A 19,310-nucleotide genomic window follows, 5' to 3' on the forward strand; every position below is an offset into this window, starting at 1 on the left:
AGGCAATCGACTTGTTGTCTGAATTATGAAATCTACAATCTTGATTATGAAATCATGGGTGATTGTGGGTAACAAGGAGTGATTACGGTGGCAAAGCGTATTTCTCAGAGTCAGATCGCGAAGGAATTGGGGGTGTCCCAATCGTTGGTGTCGTTGGTGCTCAACGGACGTCGCGATGGCATCTCCGATGAGTCCTACAACAAAATCTGGCGGGTGGCGGTGGCTAATGGCTATGTTCCGCGGGGAATGCAGCCGGTTCACGCTCCCGAAGCACGCCGGAATTACGTGGGGATTGTGCAGCGGAGTGGGTTGAAGCTGGATCGGCCCAGCAACACGTTTAGCCATGTGCAGCAGGGACTGTTCAAAGTCCTGCAGCAAGCGCGGATCAGCACGACGTTCTTGGGTGGCGAACGAGACCTCGATGAGAAGAAGCTATTCGAGTTGCTCGGACAACGCGACCCTCTCCAGGGAATTGTCTTGTTCGGCGAAGTGAGCGAGCCGTTTTTGCGGGCTCTTGGGGCGCTTCGCGTGGTGTTGTTAAGTGTCTATGCCAGTGCGCCTGGGCTGTGTCACTCCGTTGTGCCCAATGAAAAGCAGTCGCTCGAACAACTCGTCGCCCACTTGGTAAAACTGGGGCACACTCGGTTCGCGTGGCTGGGTGGGAATTGTCGTCTGGGACGCCATCGGGCGCGTCTGGGAGCGCTTCGCGAGTGTCTTGCATCCCGCCAAATCGAGCTCGACGAGCGACATATCGTCAGCGTGGAGAACGGAGATCGTCAGGAGGGGTTTGACTGCGCCGAGGAATTGATGAATCGGTTGGGTGATGATCCTTCGGAGGCACCCACGGCGTGGGTTTGCCACAACGGGCTGATGGCTCGGGGGGCCCATCAATTCGCGTTGCTGCGAGGTATCCGTGTTCCGGAAGAGGTCAGCATCGCGGCGGTGGACCGCACGCGGATCTGCACCGAGATTCATCCCTATCTGACCAGTGCCGGCAGTAATCCCGAAGTGATCGGCGAGGAGGCGGCTAAGTTGCTCTGCAAGACTGAGGAGCCCGGAGAAAATCGAATCTTTGTCGATCTGGTCGTGCCGTCCGAGTTTGTTGAGGGTGAAACAAGCGGGCCTGCGCCAAATCATGCCTAATTATTCGACCAGATGGTTTGTTTTTATGATTTTTGAAGCTTGACATGTTCATAAGTATTAATTCGAATCAGGCGAGTTGTTTCATAAAGTCATATTGAATCGAACCAATAAAGGCGGAGGCTCTCGATGCTTACCAAGGCGTGTGACGTGTTAGTTGGCGGGCTCCATGTGCTCGGCGGGGTGGGTAATCGCTTGTTCGGCGTCATCGTCCTCAGCCTGAGCTTGCTGAATGCGGGCGAGTTGGCGGCGGAGTCGGAGGGAACATCCACGGGTGACCGCGGACTCGGGGGAACCGTTTATCTGCACGAAACCTTTGCTAGCTACGATGTGGGAGCCATCCCGGGCAATCCATCGCTGCAGCGGATTGATTTGGTGAGTGTTGTCGAAGGAGACGGCCGGGTCGGTTCGGGCAAAGTCGCCCACTTCAATGACTCCGACACCGATCTTGGTGGCGCGATGGAGTACAACGTTGGAGAGGGCAGTCGCGGCAGTCTGTACGTGGAACTGGACGTTCTCAACAATGATCCGTCGAGCGGAGAATCTTCGGCAAGCGTGATTTTGGGAGTTGGGCAATGGGGCCCCGGCAAGGGGCTTGTCCTAAATGCGAAGGCGACTCGGGCGTTCGGGTTTGAGATGTATCAGCAGAAGTATCTCAAACTGCGAGTTGGCGACGATACCACCGCGTCGGTGAAATACGATCCTACCGTGCCGTTCAACGTCAAGATGTGGGTGAACGACCACGACAAAAACACGCTTTCTTACAAACGCCCCGACACCGGCGAAACTGCGTTGCTCGATCCCGATTCTGTTGTCGTGTGGGTAAACGATTCGTTGCTCGGTGAGCTCAAACCCAGCGGCAGTCCGATGAATCGTGAAGTCACGAAAGGGGATTCCGTTGTCGGTCGCGTAGGATTCAGTTCGTCGTCGACAAAGACCGCTGACTTCCTATTCGACAATCTGCACATCGAGGATCCGTTGGGCGAATCAGCACCAGCTCCAGCGAGTTCGTTGGCTCCTGCCGAAACCCAAGAGGTGACGCTTGAGCAATTGCCGGGCGCCGAAACGATGCGTTATCGCGAGGGCGAAAACGCGATGAATTTGTTTGTCTACAAGCCCAACAATTGGAAGCCCGGCGACAAACGATCGGCGTTCATCTATTTCTTCGGAGGCGGGTGGACCACGGGCACGCCTCAGAAGTCGGCGTCCATGGCAGCGTGGGCGGCTGAGCAAGGTATGGTCGGCATCGCACCGGACTACCGCACGAAGAACCGATTTGACACCAGCCCCCACGCTTCCGTTGCCGATGGCCGTGCGGCATTCAATTGGGTGTTGAAGCATGCCGATGAACTCGGCATCGACCCTGCACGCGTCGCCGTTGGCGGCACATCCGCGGGCGGGCATGTTGCCCTCTGGACGGCGATCGAAAAATCACCGCCCAGATCCAATCCCGCTGAAGCGCCGACGCAGAAACCTGCTGCCGTGTTTCTAGTTTCCGCGGTCACCGACACTTCCTCGGATACCGGGTACACCCCATCGCGGTTTGGTGATGACGCAGTCGCTCTCTCTCCGGTGCATCAACTCGACGCAAAAATGCCGCCAATCGTGATGTTTCATGCGGCGTACGATGAGCTGGTGCATTACAGCACCGCAGTGGCGCTACACGACAGGCTGATTGCGGGGCGTAACGAGTGCGAACTCATCACGGTTCCTGTTGGAGGTCATGGCTTTACCAGTGAATACGCGCAATGGAAGACCAAGGTGATGGCTAAGCTGGACGAAGTGTTGAAGCGTGAAGGGCTGCTCCCCATCGTCCGCTAAGATTCGGTGGTCCCGTTGAACGCAGCGTCGCAAAGCGAGCACGCATCGAATGTTTGCGGCGAGTTAGAGCCTGTTCATTGTGAGACCGCCATCGACGTAGATCACTTGTCCGGACGCGTAAGGCATGTCGCCACGCGCCATTGCGGCGGCCAGTTTGCCGATATCTTCGGGAACACCCCAGCGTTTTTCGACCAGCAACTCGGTGTTGAAGATCAGGTTGTCGTATTTCTCGGTCACGCCCGCGGTCATATCGGTTTTGATGATGCCTGGGCGGATCTCGTAAACTGGAATGGCAAACTCACCGAGGCGGGCGGCGAAGAGTGAGCTCATCATCCCCAGTCCTGCTTTGGAGATGCAGTAATCGCCTCGGTTTGGCGAAACCACGGTCGCAGAAATCGAACCGATGTTGATGATGCACGCTTCGAATGAGTCATCAGAGCGTTTCTGTTCGATCATCCAATTCGCACAGGCCTGTGTCAGGAAATAGGGGCCTTGCAAGTTGATCTTCATGATCCACTCGAAGCTGTCTTCGGTTGCTTCGAGAATGTCGGCCCGCACCTGCGGGGCAACGCCGGCGTTGTTCACCAGCACATCCAATCGTCCGAAGTAATCCTTGATCTCCGCCAACATAGCCGCGCGATCGTCGGCGGAAGAGACATCGCCAGAACAATAGAGGACATCTGCCCCCAATCGTTCCAGCTCCGCGACCGAATCAGCGACTTTCGACGCATCCGAACGACCGCTCAACACCAAGTTGAAGCCGTCCGCGGCCAACTTTTCACAGATCCCAAAGCCAATGCCCCGACCGCCGCCGGTCACCAACGCTACTTTCTTGCTCATCCAATCAATCCTAGAAAATGTGGAGTGGGGAAACTCTGTCGAGATGATGGAAACGGTTCTGCCGTCCCGAGTCTCGGCAAGAGTTTCGACTCATCGACGCGATGACTGCAAGTCTCGGCGACTGGCTTTCGCTGCGTGTGACTGTGCCGGACAAAGTTTCGACGGTATTTATACAAGCTCAGGAACGTCGACCCATTTGCGTTCTTTCCAGCTCTCCATGCCGAGTTCGGCGAGCTGGACTCCTTTGGCGCCTTCCATAAGCGAGTAGCTCCACGGTTCGTCGAGGACGACGTGCCGGATGAACAGTTCCCACTGAATCTTGAAGGCGTTGTCGTATTCGATGTTATTGGGGACGTCTTCCCAACCGGCAAACAAGTCGATCGGTTGTGGGATGTCTGGGTTCCAGATGGGTTTCGGTGTATTGGCCGCGGATTGGGTTTTGACTTCACGCAGACCGGCTACCGCCGACCCTTTGACGCCATCGACATGCACGGTCAGCAAGTCGTCGCGGCGGACTCGGGTACACCAGGAGCTGTTGAACTGCACCATCGTTCCGTCTTCAAGCACGAACATTGCGTAGGCGGAATCGTCCGCGGTGCACTTAAACGGCGTGCCATCTTCGGCGCGGCGCTCATCGATATCGGTTGCCCCATACGCCACCAAGCTTTTGACGGGGCCAAACACATGATCGATGACGTAGCGCCAGTGACAGAACATGTCAATCATCATTCCGCCCCCGTCTTCGGCGCGATAGTTCCAGGACGGACGCTGTGCCGGTTGGTCGTAATCCATGCCGGTGAAGACCCAGTAGCCGAAGTCGCCTTTAACGGAAAGGATCTTTCCAAAGAAGCCGAGTTCCTTGAGCATCTTGATTTTACGGAATCCCGGCAGCCAAAGTTTGTCCTGGACAACACCATTTTTCAGTCCAGCTTCGTCAACCAACTTGGCAAGGCGAACGGCTTCCTTCGTTTCAACAGCGGTCGGTTTTTCGCAGTAGATCGCTTTGCCCGCCTTCACCGCCATTTCGATAAAATTGGCGCGTTGTAGCGTACCAGAGGCGTCGAAGAAGATCTCGTAGTCGCCATACTTGCCGTCGAGTGCCCCCTGTACGTCCGTGGTGTACTTGTACGCTTCGCCACGTGCTTCGTTACCGTACTGTTCGGCAAGAGCTTTCAAGGCAAAGTCACGTCGACCGGTCAAAATGGGATCAGGGACAATGGTCAGGTCGTTGCTGACCCGGATGCCGCCTTGTTTGATAATGGCAGTGATGGAACGGGCCAGATGCTGGTTGGTGCCCATGCGTCCGGTCACACCGTTCATGATGATACCGATTCTTTTGATTTCCATTTTTGATACTTTGCGTGGTAACAGATGTTGGAAGTGGTGATGAGGTGGCCAGCTCGGTCGCTGTTTCATGCTGCTTGGGGAAGCCCGAGCCGGTCGAAAGTCTTGGCGGCTTCCGCTACGAGCGTGCGTTAATGGCAGGCTCGAGAACGACGTTGCTTGGTGCAGTCCGATTACAGATAGAATTTGTAGTACGGTTGATCATTTGCGAGTCGTTGAACGTACAAGGCTGTTTCCCGGGCGTGGTAGTCGCCCCACATGCATGATTCGCCGCATGGCACAGACTGGCCCTCTGGGATGTGGTCCCAACCGTTGGGGCGATGATAAACCGAGTGTAAGATCAGCCCTTGGTGAGACGTGTCCAGGCTCAGATATTTGTCGCTGAGTAAAGTCTGCATGACTGTTAGCCCGGCCTGCATGTATTTGGGATCATTCAAATAACGTCCCAGCCTGAGCAAGCCTTGAGCCCCGATCGCCGCCGCTGACGAATCCACCGGTTCAGCATCGTTGAACGGATCCGACTCTCGCGAGTAGATGTCCTCGCCGAGTTTGTGCAGGTCGAGTGCCCCGGTGTCCCAGTACGGGATGCCGTCGGTGGGCGTGTTGTCGATGTAGAAATCGCAAGTGGCCCTCGCCATCTTCAACAGAAAGCCTTCGATCGCTTCACGCCCGCCGAGCGGTTTGAGTTCAGCGTCATCGACAGTTTGCAAAAACTCCAATTGTTCTGCCGCACCGACCATGATCCATGCCAAGCCACGGGTCCAGGTCGTGAAGGGTGAAAAACCTTGCTGGGAGTTGGGGCATCGGTAGTTGCCGTCATTAAGGTTGAAGATGCTTTCGTGAGCAGTGCGGCCCCAAACATCGTAGAAGTCACGGCCCTCGCCGTAGAAAACGGCAAAGTCGGCGGTTGTCTTGGCGTGTTGCACCAATCGCTCTAGCAAGCTGGTCTTCTTATCGTTCTCACCCATAACGGCGTGGCCGAGTTGATGACCGACGGCGAGGGCACGCAGCGAACGGATCGTGTCGGCGAACAGAGAGTGCGGACCGTTGAAGGAATAGATGTATCCGCCCGAAGGAAGATCGGTCCAACGTTTGGCCTGCACGGCGCTCGATGCTTGCAGGGCCATCACATAGAAGTTGCGTTCCCACTCGTTTTCAGGGATCCGCCCCTCATTCATCAGACGTAGCAAATTGCCGTAGGTGCTGACGTTGTTGAAGCCATGGTCATGAACACCAAAATGGGTAACGTGGGGCGCCATTTTTTCGACGGTGTTGCGTTTGCCCATCTCCAGAAATGACTCGTCGCCGGTCGCGTCGAACTGAAGAATTTCAGAACCATACTGAAATCCTTGCGTCCATTCGGTCCACCCGCGAGTCGTGTACTTGCCAGCGACCGTGAAAACCGGCGATCCCTGGGATACATCGTACTCACGATTGATCAGCTCGATTTTCTGGGCAGAGACCGACCAGAACCGTTCCAGACTCTGCTTGAGGTCGTTCGTCGTGATCGAAGTGTCAGCTCTCATAGATAATTACCTCTTGATTTGAAATGCGAGTTTTGAACGGTTGATGCATAAAGATGAAACGCTTTGCCAATAGGCGAAACAGGTAATCAGACGCCTTTCGGGTGTCTCTGCGGTGGAGTGTTGATCCTTGTGCCGGCTGAATCTGAAAAAAGTCGACGAAATCCACTTGCACGCAACCGTCTTTACCAAGATGATGTAATAATTATTACTCGTCTAGTCCAAGTTGTGGATGCTACTTCGAAAGGACTTGATGGTGCCCCGCCCCGTTTGTGTATCCCAGCGAAATCGCAAGATGAATTTGATGACGCCGCAATCAGCTTCACGCCCACCCGAGATGGTAGCGGAAAACCGACCGGTAGAGCGATTTGGGGACCGTTTTACAGAGCCGTCACGCGTCGGTTTACGAGGTGGTATATGAAAAATTTGCCGCTCCAACTGACACCCAATTACGCGTGGCGGAGTTACTTGGGAGGTTCGCGTCTGCGTGAGTTTCGCAAGGAAGCTGCCGGCGATGACGACCATTTCCCTGAAGATTGGCTCGCCTCGACATCGCGGGCGCGAAACGGCGAGCATCAACAGCGAGAGGACGAGGGAGTCTCGCACGTAACGGTAGACGGAAACGACATCGCTTTGACCGATCTGATTACCTCGGAACCGGCGTGGTTCTGGGGAAATCAGACGCCGCCGGTCGATGAACCCGGACAGATCGGCGTGTTGATCAAATTGCTCGACGCTGGCGTCCGTCTTCACTTGCAGGCACATCCCAATCGCGAGTTTGTAAAGCAGCGTTTTGGCGGCAACGCTGGCAAGACCGAATGTTGGTACATCCTTTCTGTCCGTGACGAGAACGCATACGTCTACCTCGGTTTTCAGCATCCGCCAACACAACAAGCGTGGGCGAAGATGGTACGCGAACAAGATCTCGAAGGCATGCGGGGCTGCTTTGAAAAGATTCCCGTCAAGCCGGGCGATTGCCTGATGGTTCCCTCGGGCACACCACACGCGATCGGCGAAGGGATCTTCATGATCGAACTGCAAGAGCCGACCGACTGGGTCGTGCGATGTGAGTTCAGCGCAGGCGGACATGTCCTCGAACACAACGCCCGCTTCATGGGACTCGAGCTAGATGACGTGTTGTCGATGTTCGACTACCGCGAGCATCCACTCGCGTCGCTCGAGGAGTCATTGATACAGCGACCCCATGTCATAAGGACGACGGATGCTTTCACCGAGGAGCGGGTCATCGATTCGAGGCATCAGGATTTTTTCCGGCTGCGCCGCTTCACTGGAAGCGGAGCCGCGGACTGGGTGGGAGGCGAACCGATGGTTTTGATCGCCCTCGCGGGATCGGGAACGCTCAATGACGCAGCAATTTCCGCCGGTGAAACCTGGCTATTGCCTGGGGCGTCGGAGCAGTGGGATTGGCGTCCATCGACTTGCAAGCCTGGCAATGCCGCTTCATCGGCCACCGAGAAATGGTCGCTTTTGTTAGCTCAGCCTCCTCTACGACCAACACCTTAAGGCCAAACCGGGAAGGATGGGGGACGTCTTCAAGGCGTTCAGGATCTATCCCGCAACCGACCAATATCGCGACGAATTCTGCTGCGAAATGACTACGAAGACACCGTGAAATCGCAGCAAAAACGCTGGTAGCGTATTTAGGAAATACTCATGCTGACCGTCTATGACTACGCAGTAATCGCATTCTTTTTTGCATTCATGCTGGCGCTTGGTCCGATCTTCAAGCACTTCAGCAAGGACGACAGCGACTTTTTCCGCGGCGGCGGTCAGATGCTCTGGTGGATGGTCGGAGGATCAGCGTTCATGACGCAGTTCAGCGCGTGGACCTTTACCGGTGCTGCTAGCAAAGCGTACGAAGACGGTACGCTCGTTGCGTTGATCTTTTTCGCCAATGCTGTTGGTTTTTTTCTGAACTATGCATGGTTCGCTCCGCGTTTTCGCCGGATGCGATTGGTCTCACCAATCGAAGCGGTGCGTGAGCGTTTCGGACCCGTCAACGAGCAAGTCTTTACTTGGCTGCAGATTCCAATGAGTCTCGTCTACGCCGCAATCTGGCTGAACGGACTCGCGGTGTTTGCGTCGGCCGTGTTCGGCTTTGATATGCAGCAGACGATTTGGGGCGTCGGTCTCGTGGTCATTGTACTGTCGGTGGCCGGCGGTTCATGGGCGATCGTTGCAGGCGACTTTGTGCAGTTATTGATTCTGATGGCAGTATCCATCGTGACCGCGGTCATGGTGCTCGGTCATGCCGATATTGGAGGGCTGTCTGGTCTGATCGAAAAGGTGCCGAGCCATCACTTCAACTGGACCGAGGTAGCCCGTCCGCAGATCATTTGGTTTTGGGTGATCGCTACGTTTGTGAAGCAATTCTTGATCCTCAACAACATGCAAGATTCGTATCGTTATCTAGGCGTCAAGAACGAACACCAGTCGCGTAAAGCGGCATTGCTCGCCTCGGGGTTGATGGTGGTCGGGCCGTTGATTTGGTTCATCCCGCCGATGGCAGCTCGCGTGTTGAGCCCCGATCTCGCGGTGGAATTTCCAACGCTTAAGAACCCCGCTGAGGCATCGTACATTTTTGCGGCGATGAATGTGCTTCCGATCGGAATGATGGGGCTTCTCGTCTGTGGCCTGTTCGCGGCAACGATATCGTCGATGGACAGCGGACTGAATCGCAATGCAGGCATCTTTGTTCGATGTTTTTACCATCGGGTTAAACCCGAATCTTCTTCAAAGCACCTGCTTGTGGTCGGACAAGTGATGTCGGGGCTGTTCGGTGTCATGATCATCGTGATTGCGATCTATATCAGCAAACTGGAAGATTTGGACCTGTTCAACGCAATGCTGTTGTTCAGCGGTTTGATTGCGATTCCGTATGTCATTCCGTTGGTGTGGGGCTTGATTCTGAAGAACACACCGCCGTGGTCGGGGTGGAGCACTGTGCTGATTGGCCTGCTCGTGTCACTTTCGATCAAATACTGGATCGATCCGGTCTGGTTTAGCAACATGTTCGGATTCGATTCCGAGATGAGCACCCGTGAAACCAACGACTACTATTACTTTTTCGGTATCTTCGCGAATGTTGTGATCTGCTCGGTTTGGTTCTTGTTCACGTCGCTGTTCAATCGATCGGCGAGTCCTGAGCACCATGAGCGGGTGGAGAAATTTTTTGCTTCGATGCGGACACCGATTGACTTTGCACGTGAAATTGGCGAAGCGAAGGATCAAGTGCAATCGAAGACCTTGGCGGTCCTGTGTTTCATCTACGGCGGTTTCGTCGCATTGATGTCGCTCGTTCCCAACTTGCCCAGCGGACGGATCGCGTTCCTGTTCTGCGGAGCGTTAATCGGCGGCGTCGGATTCTTACTTTACCGAGCATCTAAGAAGGAAACTTCCACTTGAAAAATAAACTCCATGGCAAACGTGCGTTGGTCACCGCCGGCGTGCAAGGAATCGGATTGGCGATCAGTCGAGCGTTGTTGGATGAAGGATGTCAGGTCGCGGTGCACTATTTCTCGTCCGCCGATGCGGCGACAGAACTCAGAAACGAATACGGTGGGCGGGTGCATGCATTTCAAGCCGACCTGACAGACCCGGCGCAAGCAAAGCAAACGGTGGAGGCCGCCATTGAAGCTTTGGGGGGGCTCGACGTTTTGGTCAATAATGCAGGTTCGTTGGTAGCTCGACGAAATCTCGACGAAGTCGACATGAGTTTTTGGCAAACGGTCCTCGACGTCAACGTGACCTCGATGATGAACGTTACCAAGTTTTCTGCGCCTGCGTTGCGGAAGGCAAACGGTGCGAGCATCGTGAATCTCGCTTCGTTGGCCGGACGTAAGGGCGGGCACGCCGGTTCGCTCGTTTACTCAACTGCCAAAGGCGCTGTGCTGACGATGACCCGCGCATTGTCCGCCGAGTTGGGGCGCGACGGCGTGCGGGTGAACGCTCTCGCTCCCGGCCTGATTCTCGAGACGAGTTTTCATAACACCCACACGACCAAGGAATCGGCCGACGCCACGATTGCGCAAATCCCGATCGGACGCGCAGGCAATCCTAACGATGTCGCTCACGCGGCGGTCTTTTTAGCCGAACAGTTCGACGGATTTATTACCGGATCAACACTCGATATCAACGGTGGAGTTTATTGCGCATGAAGATACTCATTATCAAACCGAATGAATTTAACGGATCATCCCATGGGGGAATTCGCCCAGACTTGAGTGCGCGCTCTTGGCGGAATGCTATAGCGAGTTCCGTTACGGCTTTAGTCGCGTGTTTGCTCATGTCGGTGACGAGTCACGCGGTGGAAAAAGCAAACTATGAATCCTACAACGGCTTCACATGCTATTCGGTTCCAAAATTGCCGGGTAAAGAAACGCACCCGTCGCTCTGGTTCCGCGCCGAAGACGCTGAAACGCTGCGTGCTAAGAAAGACCGAGACGAACAGGCCGCGCGTTTGTGGAAACAGATCGCCGAAAGCGAATTCCTGACGATGGATCTGATGCCGACCCCATCGGCCAATGATGACAAGAATCCGATTCACAAGTACTACGGCTACATGTCGCAAGCCGCCAAATATTCCGGCTTTATGATCTGGATGAGCGAAGATCCGGCGGAGCAAAAAGGTTGGATCGACCGCACGGTAGCTTTGCTCAACCGCGCCTACGACGGACCGATTTATCTACTTGACCCAAAACAGAAGGGCGGTCCGACCGATGAAATTTATCTCGGTACGTGGCTTCAGAACTACGCATCTGCGTACGACTGGGTGCAACCGTTCCTCACCGAAGCACAGGACAAGGGAATTCGCGAGAAATTGATTAAACAGGCCGACTGGATGGGAAAAAATATCTATAAGTGGTCGTCACGCCCCCATAACCACCTGTCCAAACCTGCTTGGGGATTGGGGTCGGCGGCTCTTACGCTGTGCGAAGAAAAAGACGCTTACAGTTGGCTCGGTGTCGCGTTGGCGGCAGGCAACGACAACACACGCTACTTCTTCAGCGGCGACGGCATCTACCGCGAGGGATCGCATTACATGATCTTCAGTTGGACAAATTTTCTGCCCTTCATGATCCACTACAACAATGTTTCAGGTGTCAACCAGTTCCAAGAATTTCAGCCTTTGATGGAGTGGGGCGTGGCGGTGCGTAACAGCATGGGATGGCTACCGAATATTGAAGACTCGTTCATTCGGCCGTTCCCGGCACACATGGCTGCGTCGATGTACAAAGGCAGTTCGACTTACCTGCACAGTTCTGCGCCGCTCGCGGAAATCATGATGTGGGCGTGGAACACGACCGATATGACGCCGTTTGATGAGGCACTCGAGCGGACCGGCTACAACTACACCGGTGCCTCATGGGACGACTCGTTGCCGCTCGACGAATACTTAACGTATGACCCGTCGATCAAGTCCACGGCCCCCGATGTATCGCCGACGGTTTTTCTCGACGGTGGACAGAGCATCTTCCGCAACACGTGGAAAACCAGCGATCCCGCCGGGCGTTATCTACTGTTCCAGGGTGTGGCGGAAGCTGACAACCATCAGCATGCCGAGCACCTCAGCTTTATCATCTCGGCAGAAAATCAGATGATGGCCTCTGATGCCGGATATAGCCGCGCGAGCTATTCCGAAAAGATCCGTACCGAGTGGTACAACCAGGCCGCAGCACATAACGTGGTCACGCTCGACGGCATGGCTCCGGTCGACATTGCAGAAAACGTTACGCCGGTATCACGTCACCGCATCGACACCACGTTCTTTGATTTCGAAGAGAAAGAGGCTCCCTACCCGTCCGGCGGCAAACTGCGTCGCGCGGTTGCCTTTCCCGGCGAGTCGTATTTTGTTGTCGCTGATATCGTCAGTTCCCCGCATGAAGCGGAAGCGGTGGCGTTGTTGCATGGAGGCCGAGCAACGATGAATGGTGACGGAAATTACCGCGTTTGGAACTATGAAGACGACACCTATGGTCCTGCGGCGCATCTGCACGTATGGACGTTTGGATCAGCCGATAACTTCAAGATTGAAAATGCGATGGGCGAACTCACCTACCTGAAGGGTGACTTTGATGAGTTCCCGTGCACGAAAGCCCGCGGAACGGACGCCGAGCAGGTGTTCCTGCAAATCCTTTTCCCGTCGGCAAAAGGAACGGATCCGCCAAAGGTTTCTTCCGTCAAGAATGGCAAGCAGGTGTTGGTAACGGTTCAGGATGGAAACGTTACCGATAGGTTCCTACTGCAACCTGCCAATGCACCGGCGGTGTTCCAAGATTTGGAATCGGACGCGACGTTCGCGTGGGTTCGCGAAGAGGACGGAAGAGTAACCAAACTTGCCGTTCGCGAAGCAACCAATCTTAAAGCAAACGGAACCGTCTTCCTTCAGTCGGACGAGCCGCGAACGGGCGCACGCGAGAGAGGAGCAAAGTGAGTTCGCGTTAGCGTCCCACCGTGAGGTTTCGCAAAAGATCTTTTCACACTGGTGGCAGGTATTGGCCTTAGTCGCAATGAGTCGTAAGACGGCGGCTCCGAAGGAGACGTGATTGAGTGCCCGTTTTAGCGGAACGGCGCAAGCCGTCCGGTCCCACGATATAAGACGGTTTGCAGGATTGATGCTAGCCGCAATGAGTCGCAAGGCGGCGGCTCCGAAGGAGACGTGCTTGAGTGCCCGTCCTAGCGGAACGGCGCAAGCCGTCCGGTTCCACGCTACCAGACGGCTTGCGCCGTTACACTGCGCTTTCAAAAGGTAATTCACGATCTCTTTGGTTCGAGTAACCCAAGATTGCGGGTTAGATAGCACACAAAGATCGACTGGCAGTCGGGCTTACAGATGTGATGTGTGTCCCGAGTACCGACGGCACAAACGATGCCTCATCGAACGTCTTGCTGCGGGAGCTGCAATGCAATCCATCACTTCCACTGCGGACCAACCGTTTGCTTGGTAGGAAACATCGGATTTTGTGAACCTGGTTCGTCGCATCCGATTGTCGAATACTGTGGTCGGGGATCGCCGTCGATGTCTTCCATGACGCTAGACGCGACGGAGGATCGTAATCCTTCGTTTGCGTCAGGACGCAACAAACCGGTCGGATCGCGTTGCCAGGTGACCTTAACCTGACGGCACTTGAGCGGTTTGTCTTTCGCGTGCGGCAAAGCCTCGGAGACGTTTGCGTTGTCAACAAAACGTATGCTCGAGAGATCTGGTCCGGTGCGCAGGATTTCCCGATTCGTCGTGGAAAACAGATTTTGAGCGATCAGAGAGTTGACGGGATAGACTTGCCTGCCCGGTTTTTCGCCCGCTCCGATTTCAAGTGACGAATAGCAGTCGATGACGGTGTTGTTCAACAATTGCGCGTTTTGGACGGGGCGTACCCGTTGAGCGGGGAGTTCTTGATTCCGCAATAAAGGCAAAGCGCTGCAAGATTGGAGGTTCCCGTGATGCCTTCAAAATAGTTGTTTCTCACGACGTGATCGTTCCCGATCACACGCACGCCACCCGTGTTTGGCTTGCCGCGTCCAAGGAATACGTTTTTCTCAACAAGGCATCGGTGACCGTGGCGTAGCGTCAGGGAGCCGATGCAGGCATCGAACACATTTCGTCGGTAGATGTTCCCGCAGGATTTGCTGGAGATGATTTCTGCTTCGCCGTCGCAAGCTTCAAAGTAGTTGTCTTCGACGATCGTCTGCGAATCGAACTCAGAGACGTCGCTTGTTCCGACACGAATGGTTTCACCTCCATTCTCTCCAAGTTCCGGCCGCGGGCCGAAGTGATTGTGATCGATACGGTGGTGGCCGGCCGTCTCGGTCACTCGCACGACCAACGTGGTGCCCGCATTGGATTTACCGCCGAGGTAACAGTGGTCGATCCGATTGTTCGTTCCGTAAATAGCGAGCCAATGTGTTGACTGGGTTTCCTTCGCTGGGAAAGTCGGTTGGTCGAAGACACACTGGGTCAAACGGCTGTGCACCGCCAATGACTTACTATCGGCGCGGAACTCGACTGCATCGGAATTTTGGGTGAGGTCGCGAAACACGAAATCCTTAACGACAACGTGTTGGCCGGAAAATCGGAAACGTGAGGCACCGGTGATGATTGTCTTGCCGGGAGTCCGAGCCTGCACTGTAATCGGAGCTTGGGACGTACCAGGAAGGTCTTTTAGCCGGATGTCGACGTCCTTCCATTGTCCTTCAGCGAATGTGATCGTGTCGCCAGCTTTGACGGACTTCGCAACATCGCTCAGCGAATTTGTGTTTGTGATGAGGTGATCGCCCGCATTTGCCAGCGGGGCAGCCAGTAGAAGCGCCGTAGCGAAAACCGTTTGCAAGTTTGCATTCATCGAAGTGACCAAATCACCGCTGACTGAAAAAGAAGGCCAATTTTTGTTGTTGGCGATTGCATAAAAAAACTCGGGCCCTGCACTCAGGGCCCGAGTTCACATGGTTACTTCAGGTTAGTGTTCCTTAGAAGCTCTCGTCGATGACTTCTTTATTGGCTCGGGTTCCCAGTGAGCCCCACAAGCCGTAGTGACTCTCGTGGCCCACGAATGAGCTGCTGACCTTGACAGGAGCTTTCGTTTGATTGCCCGCTTCGATCGAATCGGTGACAAACTTGACCGCACCATCTCCCATCAGCACGTGGCAGCCTCCTTGGTGACGACTGCTAGGCGGCAGGTATCCGGTCGCGTTTACCGCCACGATTGACGCGTCCTGGTCCATCACGTTGGTTGAGGTCGAAGGAATTTGACTCAAACCGGTGGCAGAGTTCGGCGGAAGGATCGTGTTCATGACTGAGAACACTGGGTTTCCATCGGCCCAACGGTAGCCACGAGCTTGCCCTGAGCTGCCTGCTGCTGTCAGTGTCGTGACAGAGCCAACGTCCCAGAATTGAGGGCGAGTCGCGTCTGCGCCGATGCTTACTTGGTTGGGTGACTGCGACCCGAGATCCATGCCAGTTTTCGGGTTCGTGCGAGTGTCATTGTCACCAAGATCCGTGGTGATCTCACCCGCGATAATCGTGTTGGCGAGACCATCCAGTATGTCGCGAAATGCTGTCTTTTGGTGAGGCACGAAGGCACCCCGTTGCGTTGTGCGGGTCGCTAAAGCACGGCTGGAAGTCCGCTCAAGCTTTTCATTGCAGGCACCGTCGGTTCCGCGGTTGGGGCTGTCCCCTAGACACGCTGCGTAGTTCGTTCGTCCGAATGCGGGCAGTCCGACACCTGGGTCGCTGGGGCAGCGAAATGCGGGAACTTCCGTTGAATACGGTCCGTAGGTTGCGTTTTCTGGTGTCGGTCCCATTGCTGGCCAAGTTCCAGGCGTGCCGTTGGTGTTGGGGGCATTAGGGTTGCTGATCTGCTCCCACAGTGCCTGACCTTCGACGAACGGAATGATGCCAACCAGAAAACTCTGTTGCTCGTTATTCTTCGTAACGCTCGGAGTCGGCCACCGGTCCGGGCTGATCAACTTACCGCCGCCACCGCTGGCAAATCCACTTGTTCCAGACTTGTGCGTGGGCAGTTGGTTGTATGCGGAATGGTAGTTGTGAATTCCAAGGCCGAGCTGCTTGAAGTTGTTACTGCAGCTCATCCGTCGTGCCGCTTCACGAGCTGCTTGGACGGCAGGAAGTAATAGTCCAACGAGCACGCCAATGATTGCGATGACGACCAGCAATTCGACGAGCGTGAATGCCTGTCGTTTGGAACGTGAGTACATGACAAAAACCTTTTCGATAATGAACAAAAGAGATGGGAACCGCGAGGGTCCGTTCAACCGATGCTTAGAGAAGTCGGGTTAGATGAAACGGGAAAAGTGGATTAACCGACCGCGACGTAATGACCTCCTCAGTACTCGCTTAAGAGGAAGGGGGAGATGCAAGCTGTAAACGTACTTTAACGTTGCCTTACGGCCCACTCAAGTGATAAATATGAAATTATTAGTGCGAAAAATTAGCATCTAAGCGCAAGTCGTTTGTTGTCAGTGGTTTAGGTGGGTGTCAAGCTATTTATTATTATCGATTCGTGGCGGTTGATGCTCATGGCGGCCCCTTTTTGAGCGAGTTGGGGCTAGCAAACCAAATGCACACGCGTGAACGACGGTCGCTTGGCCCGATTGCACGCCCGTGAAGCGACTCAGCGGGCGATTTCGAGACGCGGCGGATGTCGTTTGTTGCGAGGGCTCGAAAGTGGGTCGTCGGTCCGTCGACGCTTCATTTCGCCGCAAGTTGCCGGATTCGCGTCAGGCCTAGAAAAGCCTCTGGTGGCAAGTCCGGGACACACGTTGAATCAATTGCCCGGCATGACAGGTAATGATTCCATTCTCAGTGGCGCCTTCCTTGCGAAGAACGCTCGGTCGCCGCAGGCGAAAAGGAGCTGTCGCGTCCACCCAGTTTGAGAGCCAATGTGATTGAATCCACGTCCATGTTAGAAGGGCACCGTGCGCGAGATTGACGGTCCAACGCGACATTATCATCGACAATAGCGTGGCCACGAATGGGGTGGGCGCATGGAAGAACCCGACGTGTCGTCGATGATACCAGTGGATGCGCCCGAGCCAATTACCATCGACAGCATGAAAACTGGCAGTGTGCGCCGCTCCTCTTTCGAAAAAGTTGGGCCTCGCAAACGCCCAAAAACGCGTACCTTCTTAGCGGCAGGATGCGAGTCCTCCGGTGTCAGAAATCTTCAAGTTGAGCGTTAAGAAAAACACTAATCAACGGCTCACATCAATAATCCCTGGCACCCGTGCTATTAAACTTCCGTCTACTTAGTAGGCCGTAAAATCATGGCGTGTCCGCCGCCAACGGCCATCTCGGCTGGAATCATGTCGCTGTGTTTCACTAGTGCCGTCGTAATCTGATAGGCTTCTGGATTCTTCGAACCGTGTGAATCCGGCGCGTCCTGATAGATCGTGGCTTCGTAAGTTTTGTCTGGATCGAGGAAGCCCAGCGAGATGTTGAGCGTCTGTGCCGTCTGATCGCTGACCGATCCGACGAACCAAGCGTCACCGCTACGGCGTGCCACGGTGATGTACTTTCCAATTTTGGAATGAAGCACTCGCGAGTCGTCCCATGTGGCGGGCATCTGCTTCAGGTACTCAAACAAGTCGGCCTTCTTCAGGTACTCTTCCGGTGCGTCTGGCAGTGTCACCAGTCCGGTGTAGATGACCAAGTTGCGAGCCACTTCGCTGACCACCGTCGAGATGTAGCTATTCATTTTTCGGGGGCCCTTCTGACGCTCGCCCGCATTGATGCTGTTGATCCCAAAGTTCCCGTTGGACATGTCGAGCGGTCCGGTCAACGAGCTAACCATGGCCATTTTGAGGAACGTTTCTGGCGTGAAGGCACTTCTGCTGTCCTGCTGTCCGTGGCAGTACTCGCGGGTGATCAAATTGGGCATCGTTCTTTCGACGCCTGCCATTGGTACCGGCCCGTCGTGGAAATTGATTAGCAGTTTGTTTTCGGCAGCGGCATCGATGGCGGCGCGAGTGAATTCGGCCCGATTGCCCATGAAGCCATACTTCATGCCCGTGGCACCGAGGTCGGCGTAATGACGGAACAAGGTCGCATCGCCGAAGTCGCCCTTTTTTCGATCGTAGTACAGCATGATCTTGACGCCTTTTTCTTTGGCGTAGCTCATCACCTTCGCGATATCCACATCCGGTGACACGGTCATCTTCCCGTTCCCAGCTTTCGTAAACCAGAAATCGTCCACGGTGAAGTACTCGATCCCCTGCTCGGCGCAGAAGTCAATCAAATGCAGGTAGCTACGCGTGTTGATGTCGTAGACGAATTCCCCGTTGTCGTAGCCGTGAATCCTCCAATCCCAAAGCCCCTTGCCGGGTTGGATCCAGCTCGTGTCGGATAACTTGCAGGGGGCCGCCAGGTTCAGTGCGACCGTATTCAAGGTCAGATCGCCGGCTGTTTCTCCGATCAAGATCACACGCCAGGCAGTGACCTGTCCGTCGCCAATCGAGACGGCGGAGCTGGACGCTTCGAGCGTGCCGGTCGCCGCGACAAAACGGATACCCATGATCTCAAACCCGCTGGCAGAATAGAGATCGGACTCCAAGAAGCCGATATGCAGTCCATCTTTACGCTCTGTCACCAGCGGCACGGCGACTCGGTTTGCTTTCGCGAGAGTCTTGACTTCTCCGCCGCGCTGACCGGCGTAGTGTGCGGCACTGCCGAGCAGCTTGTACTCGCTGAGGTACGTCATCTTTTTGCCCGCCGACTCCTTCGGCAATACAAAGCGGAACCCGACTCCGGTATCGAACACGCGGCACAGCAGTTGGATGGGTGTGCCGTCAGCCGTCAGTGAAAGTGTCAGCTCGCGATGGTGATCACGGATTGTGCTGAACTGCCCGTAGACCGGTGACCAGCTCGTGTCATTCTCGCGCACTGACTGATCGACAAGTGTCATCTTCGCATCGGGAAAGATCTCCACTTTGGACGCATCCACAATGGGCGATCCCGCTTTGGACACGGAATAGAACAGCTTACCGTTTTGGACATCGAACGATGCCGAAACCTGTCCATTCGGTGATTGGACCGCGACCGGCGCCGCCATCAAGCCCGCCGTAATGAACATGTTTAACAACAGGCTCGCAAAAATTGACTTCGTCATG

Annotated in this window: 13 protein-coding genes; 6 read left to right on the plus strand and 7 right to left on the minus strand. The window is 55.0% G+C overall.

Annotated elements, in window-relative coordinates; translation table 11 throughout:
• The first annotated feature begins 87 nt into the window (after positions 1-87).
• Positions 88-1,143 carry a LacI family DNA-binding transcriptional regulator gene (locus tag NB063_RS03070; protein ID WP_250927275.1) on the plus strand — a complete coding sequence of 352 codons (1,056 nt, stop codon included), beginning with the start codon at positions 88-90 and terminating at the stop codon, positions 1,141-1,143.
• 126 nt (positions 1,144-1,269) lie between these two features.
• Complete coding sequence (locus NB063_RS03075; RefSeq protein WP_250927276.1) at positions 1,270-2,961, plus strand: alpha/beta hydrolase; 1,692 nt, start codon at positions 1,270-1,272, stop codon at positions 2,959-2,961.
• Positions 2,962-3,024: 63 nt separating this feature from the next.
• On the opposite strand, the gene NB063_RS03080 is transcribed toward NB063_RS03075, so the two are convergent.
• The 3 genes from NB063_RS03080 to NB063_RS03090 form a co-directional block, all read right to left on the minus strand.
• Positions 3,025-3,801, minus strand: coding sequence for a 3-ketoacyl-ACP reductase (locus NB063_RS03080; protein ID WP_250927277.1), 777 nt, complete (start codon positions 3,799-3,801; stop codon positions 3,025-3,027).
• A 168-nt stretch (positions 3,802-3,969) separates the two neighbouring features.
• Complete coding sequence (locus NB063_RS03085; RefSeq protein WP_250927278.1) at positions 3,970-5,148, minus strand: Gfo/Idh/MocA family protein; 1,179 nt, start codon at positions 5,146-5,148, stop codon at positions 3,970-3,972.
• Positions 5,149-5,318: 170 nt separating this feature from the next.
• Positions 5,319-6,671: a glycosyl hydrolase gene (locus NB063_RS03090; RefSeq protein WP_250927279.1), complete on the minus strand. Its 1,353-nt coding sequence runs from the start codon at positions 6,669-6,671 to the stop codon at positions 5,319-5,321.
• A gap of 414 nt (positions 6,672-7,085) precedes the next feature.
• Here NB063_RS03090 and NB063_RS03095 point away from each other — a divergent pair, with 414 nt between their 5' ends.
• The 4 genes from NB063_RS03095 (at position 7,086) to NB063_RS32405 (ending at position 13,122) form a co-directional block, all read left to right on the plus strand.
• Complete coding sequence (locus tag NB063_RS03095; RefSeq protein WP_250927280.1) at positions 7,086-8,192, plus strand: class I mannose-6-phosphate isomerase; 1,107 nt, start codon at positions 7,086-7,088, stop codon at positions 8,190-8,192.
• Positions 8,193-8,342: 150 nt separating this feature from the next.
• On the plus strand, positions 8,343-10,094 hold the full coding sequence (locus tag NB063_RS03100) for a sodium:solute symporter family transporter (RefSeq protein WP_250927281.1): 1,752 nt from the start codon (positions 8,343-8,345) through the stop codon (positions 10,092-10,094).
• Entirely contained in the window at positions 10,091-10,846 is a 756-nt protein-coding gene (locus tag NB063_RS03105; protein WP_250927282.1) for an SDR family NAD(P)-dependent oxidoreductase, read from the plus strand. Before NB063_RS03100 ends, NB063_RS03105 begins: the two co-directional genes overlap by 4 nt.
• A gap of 149 nt (positions 10,847-10,995) precedes the next feature.
• Positions 10,996-13,122 (plus strand): heparinase II/III domain-containing protein, encoded by a 2,127-nt coding sequence (locus tag NB063_RS32405; protein WP_250927283.1) that lies wholly within the window; start codon positions 10,996-10,998, stop codon positions 13,120-13,122.
• A 479-nt stretch (positions 13,123-13,601) separates the two neighbouring features.
• On the opposite strand, the gene NB063_RS03115 is transcribed toward NB063_RS32405, so the two are convergent.
• The 4 genes from NB063_RS03115 to NB063_RS03130 form a co-directional block, all read right to left on the minus strand.
• Positions 13,602-14,036, minus strand: coding sequence for a hypothetical protein (locus NB063_RS03115; protein ID WP_250927284.1), 435 nt, complete (start codon positions 14,034-14,036; stop codon positions 13,602-13,604).
• A complete protein-coding gene (locus NB063_RS03120) occupies positions 14,033-15,028 on the minus strand; it encodes a polysaccharide lyase 6 family protein (RefSeq protein WP_250927285.1) in 996 nt (331 codons plus the stop codon). The genes NB063_RS03115 and NB063_RS03120 overlap by 4 nt, the downstream gene beginning before the upstream one ends.
• A gap of 124 nt (positions 15,029-15,152) precedes the next feature.
• A complete protein-coding gene (locus NB063_RS03125; protein WP_250927286.1) occupies positions 15,153-16,400 on the minus strand; it encodes a DUF1559 domain-containing protein in 1,248 nt (415 codons plus the stop codon).
• A 1,046-nt stretch (positions 16,401-17,446) separates the two neighbouring features.
• Positions 17,447-19,309 (minus strand): glycoside hydrolase family 97 protein, encoded by a 1,863-nt coding sequence (locus tag NB063_RS03130; protein WP_250927287.1) that lies wholly within the window; start codon positions 19,307-19,309, stop codon positions 17,447-17,449.
• Position 19,310 lies beyond the last annotated feature (1 nt).

Source organism: Aporhodopirellula aestuarii (genome assembly GCF_023701485.1).
Classification (GTDB): domain Bacteria; phylum Planctomycetota; class Planctomycetia; order Pirellulales; family Pirellulaceae; genus Rhodopirellula; species Rhodopirellula aestuarii.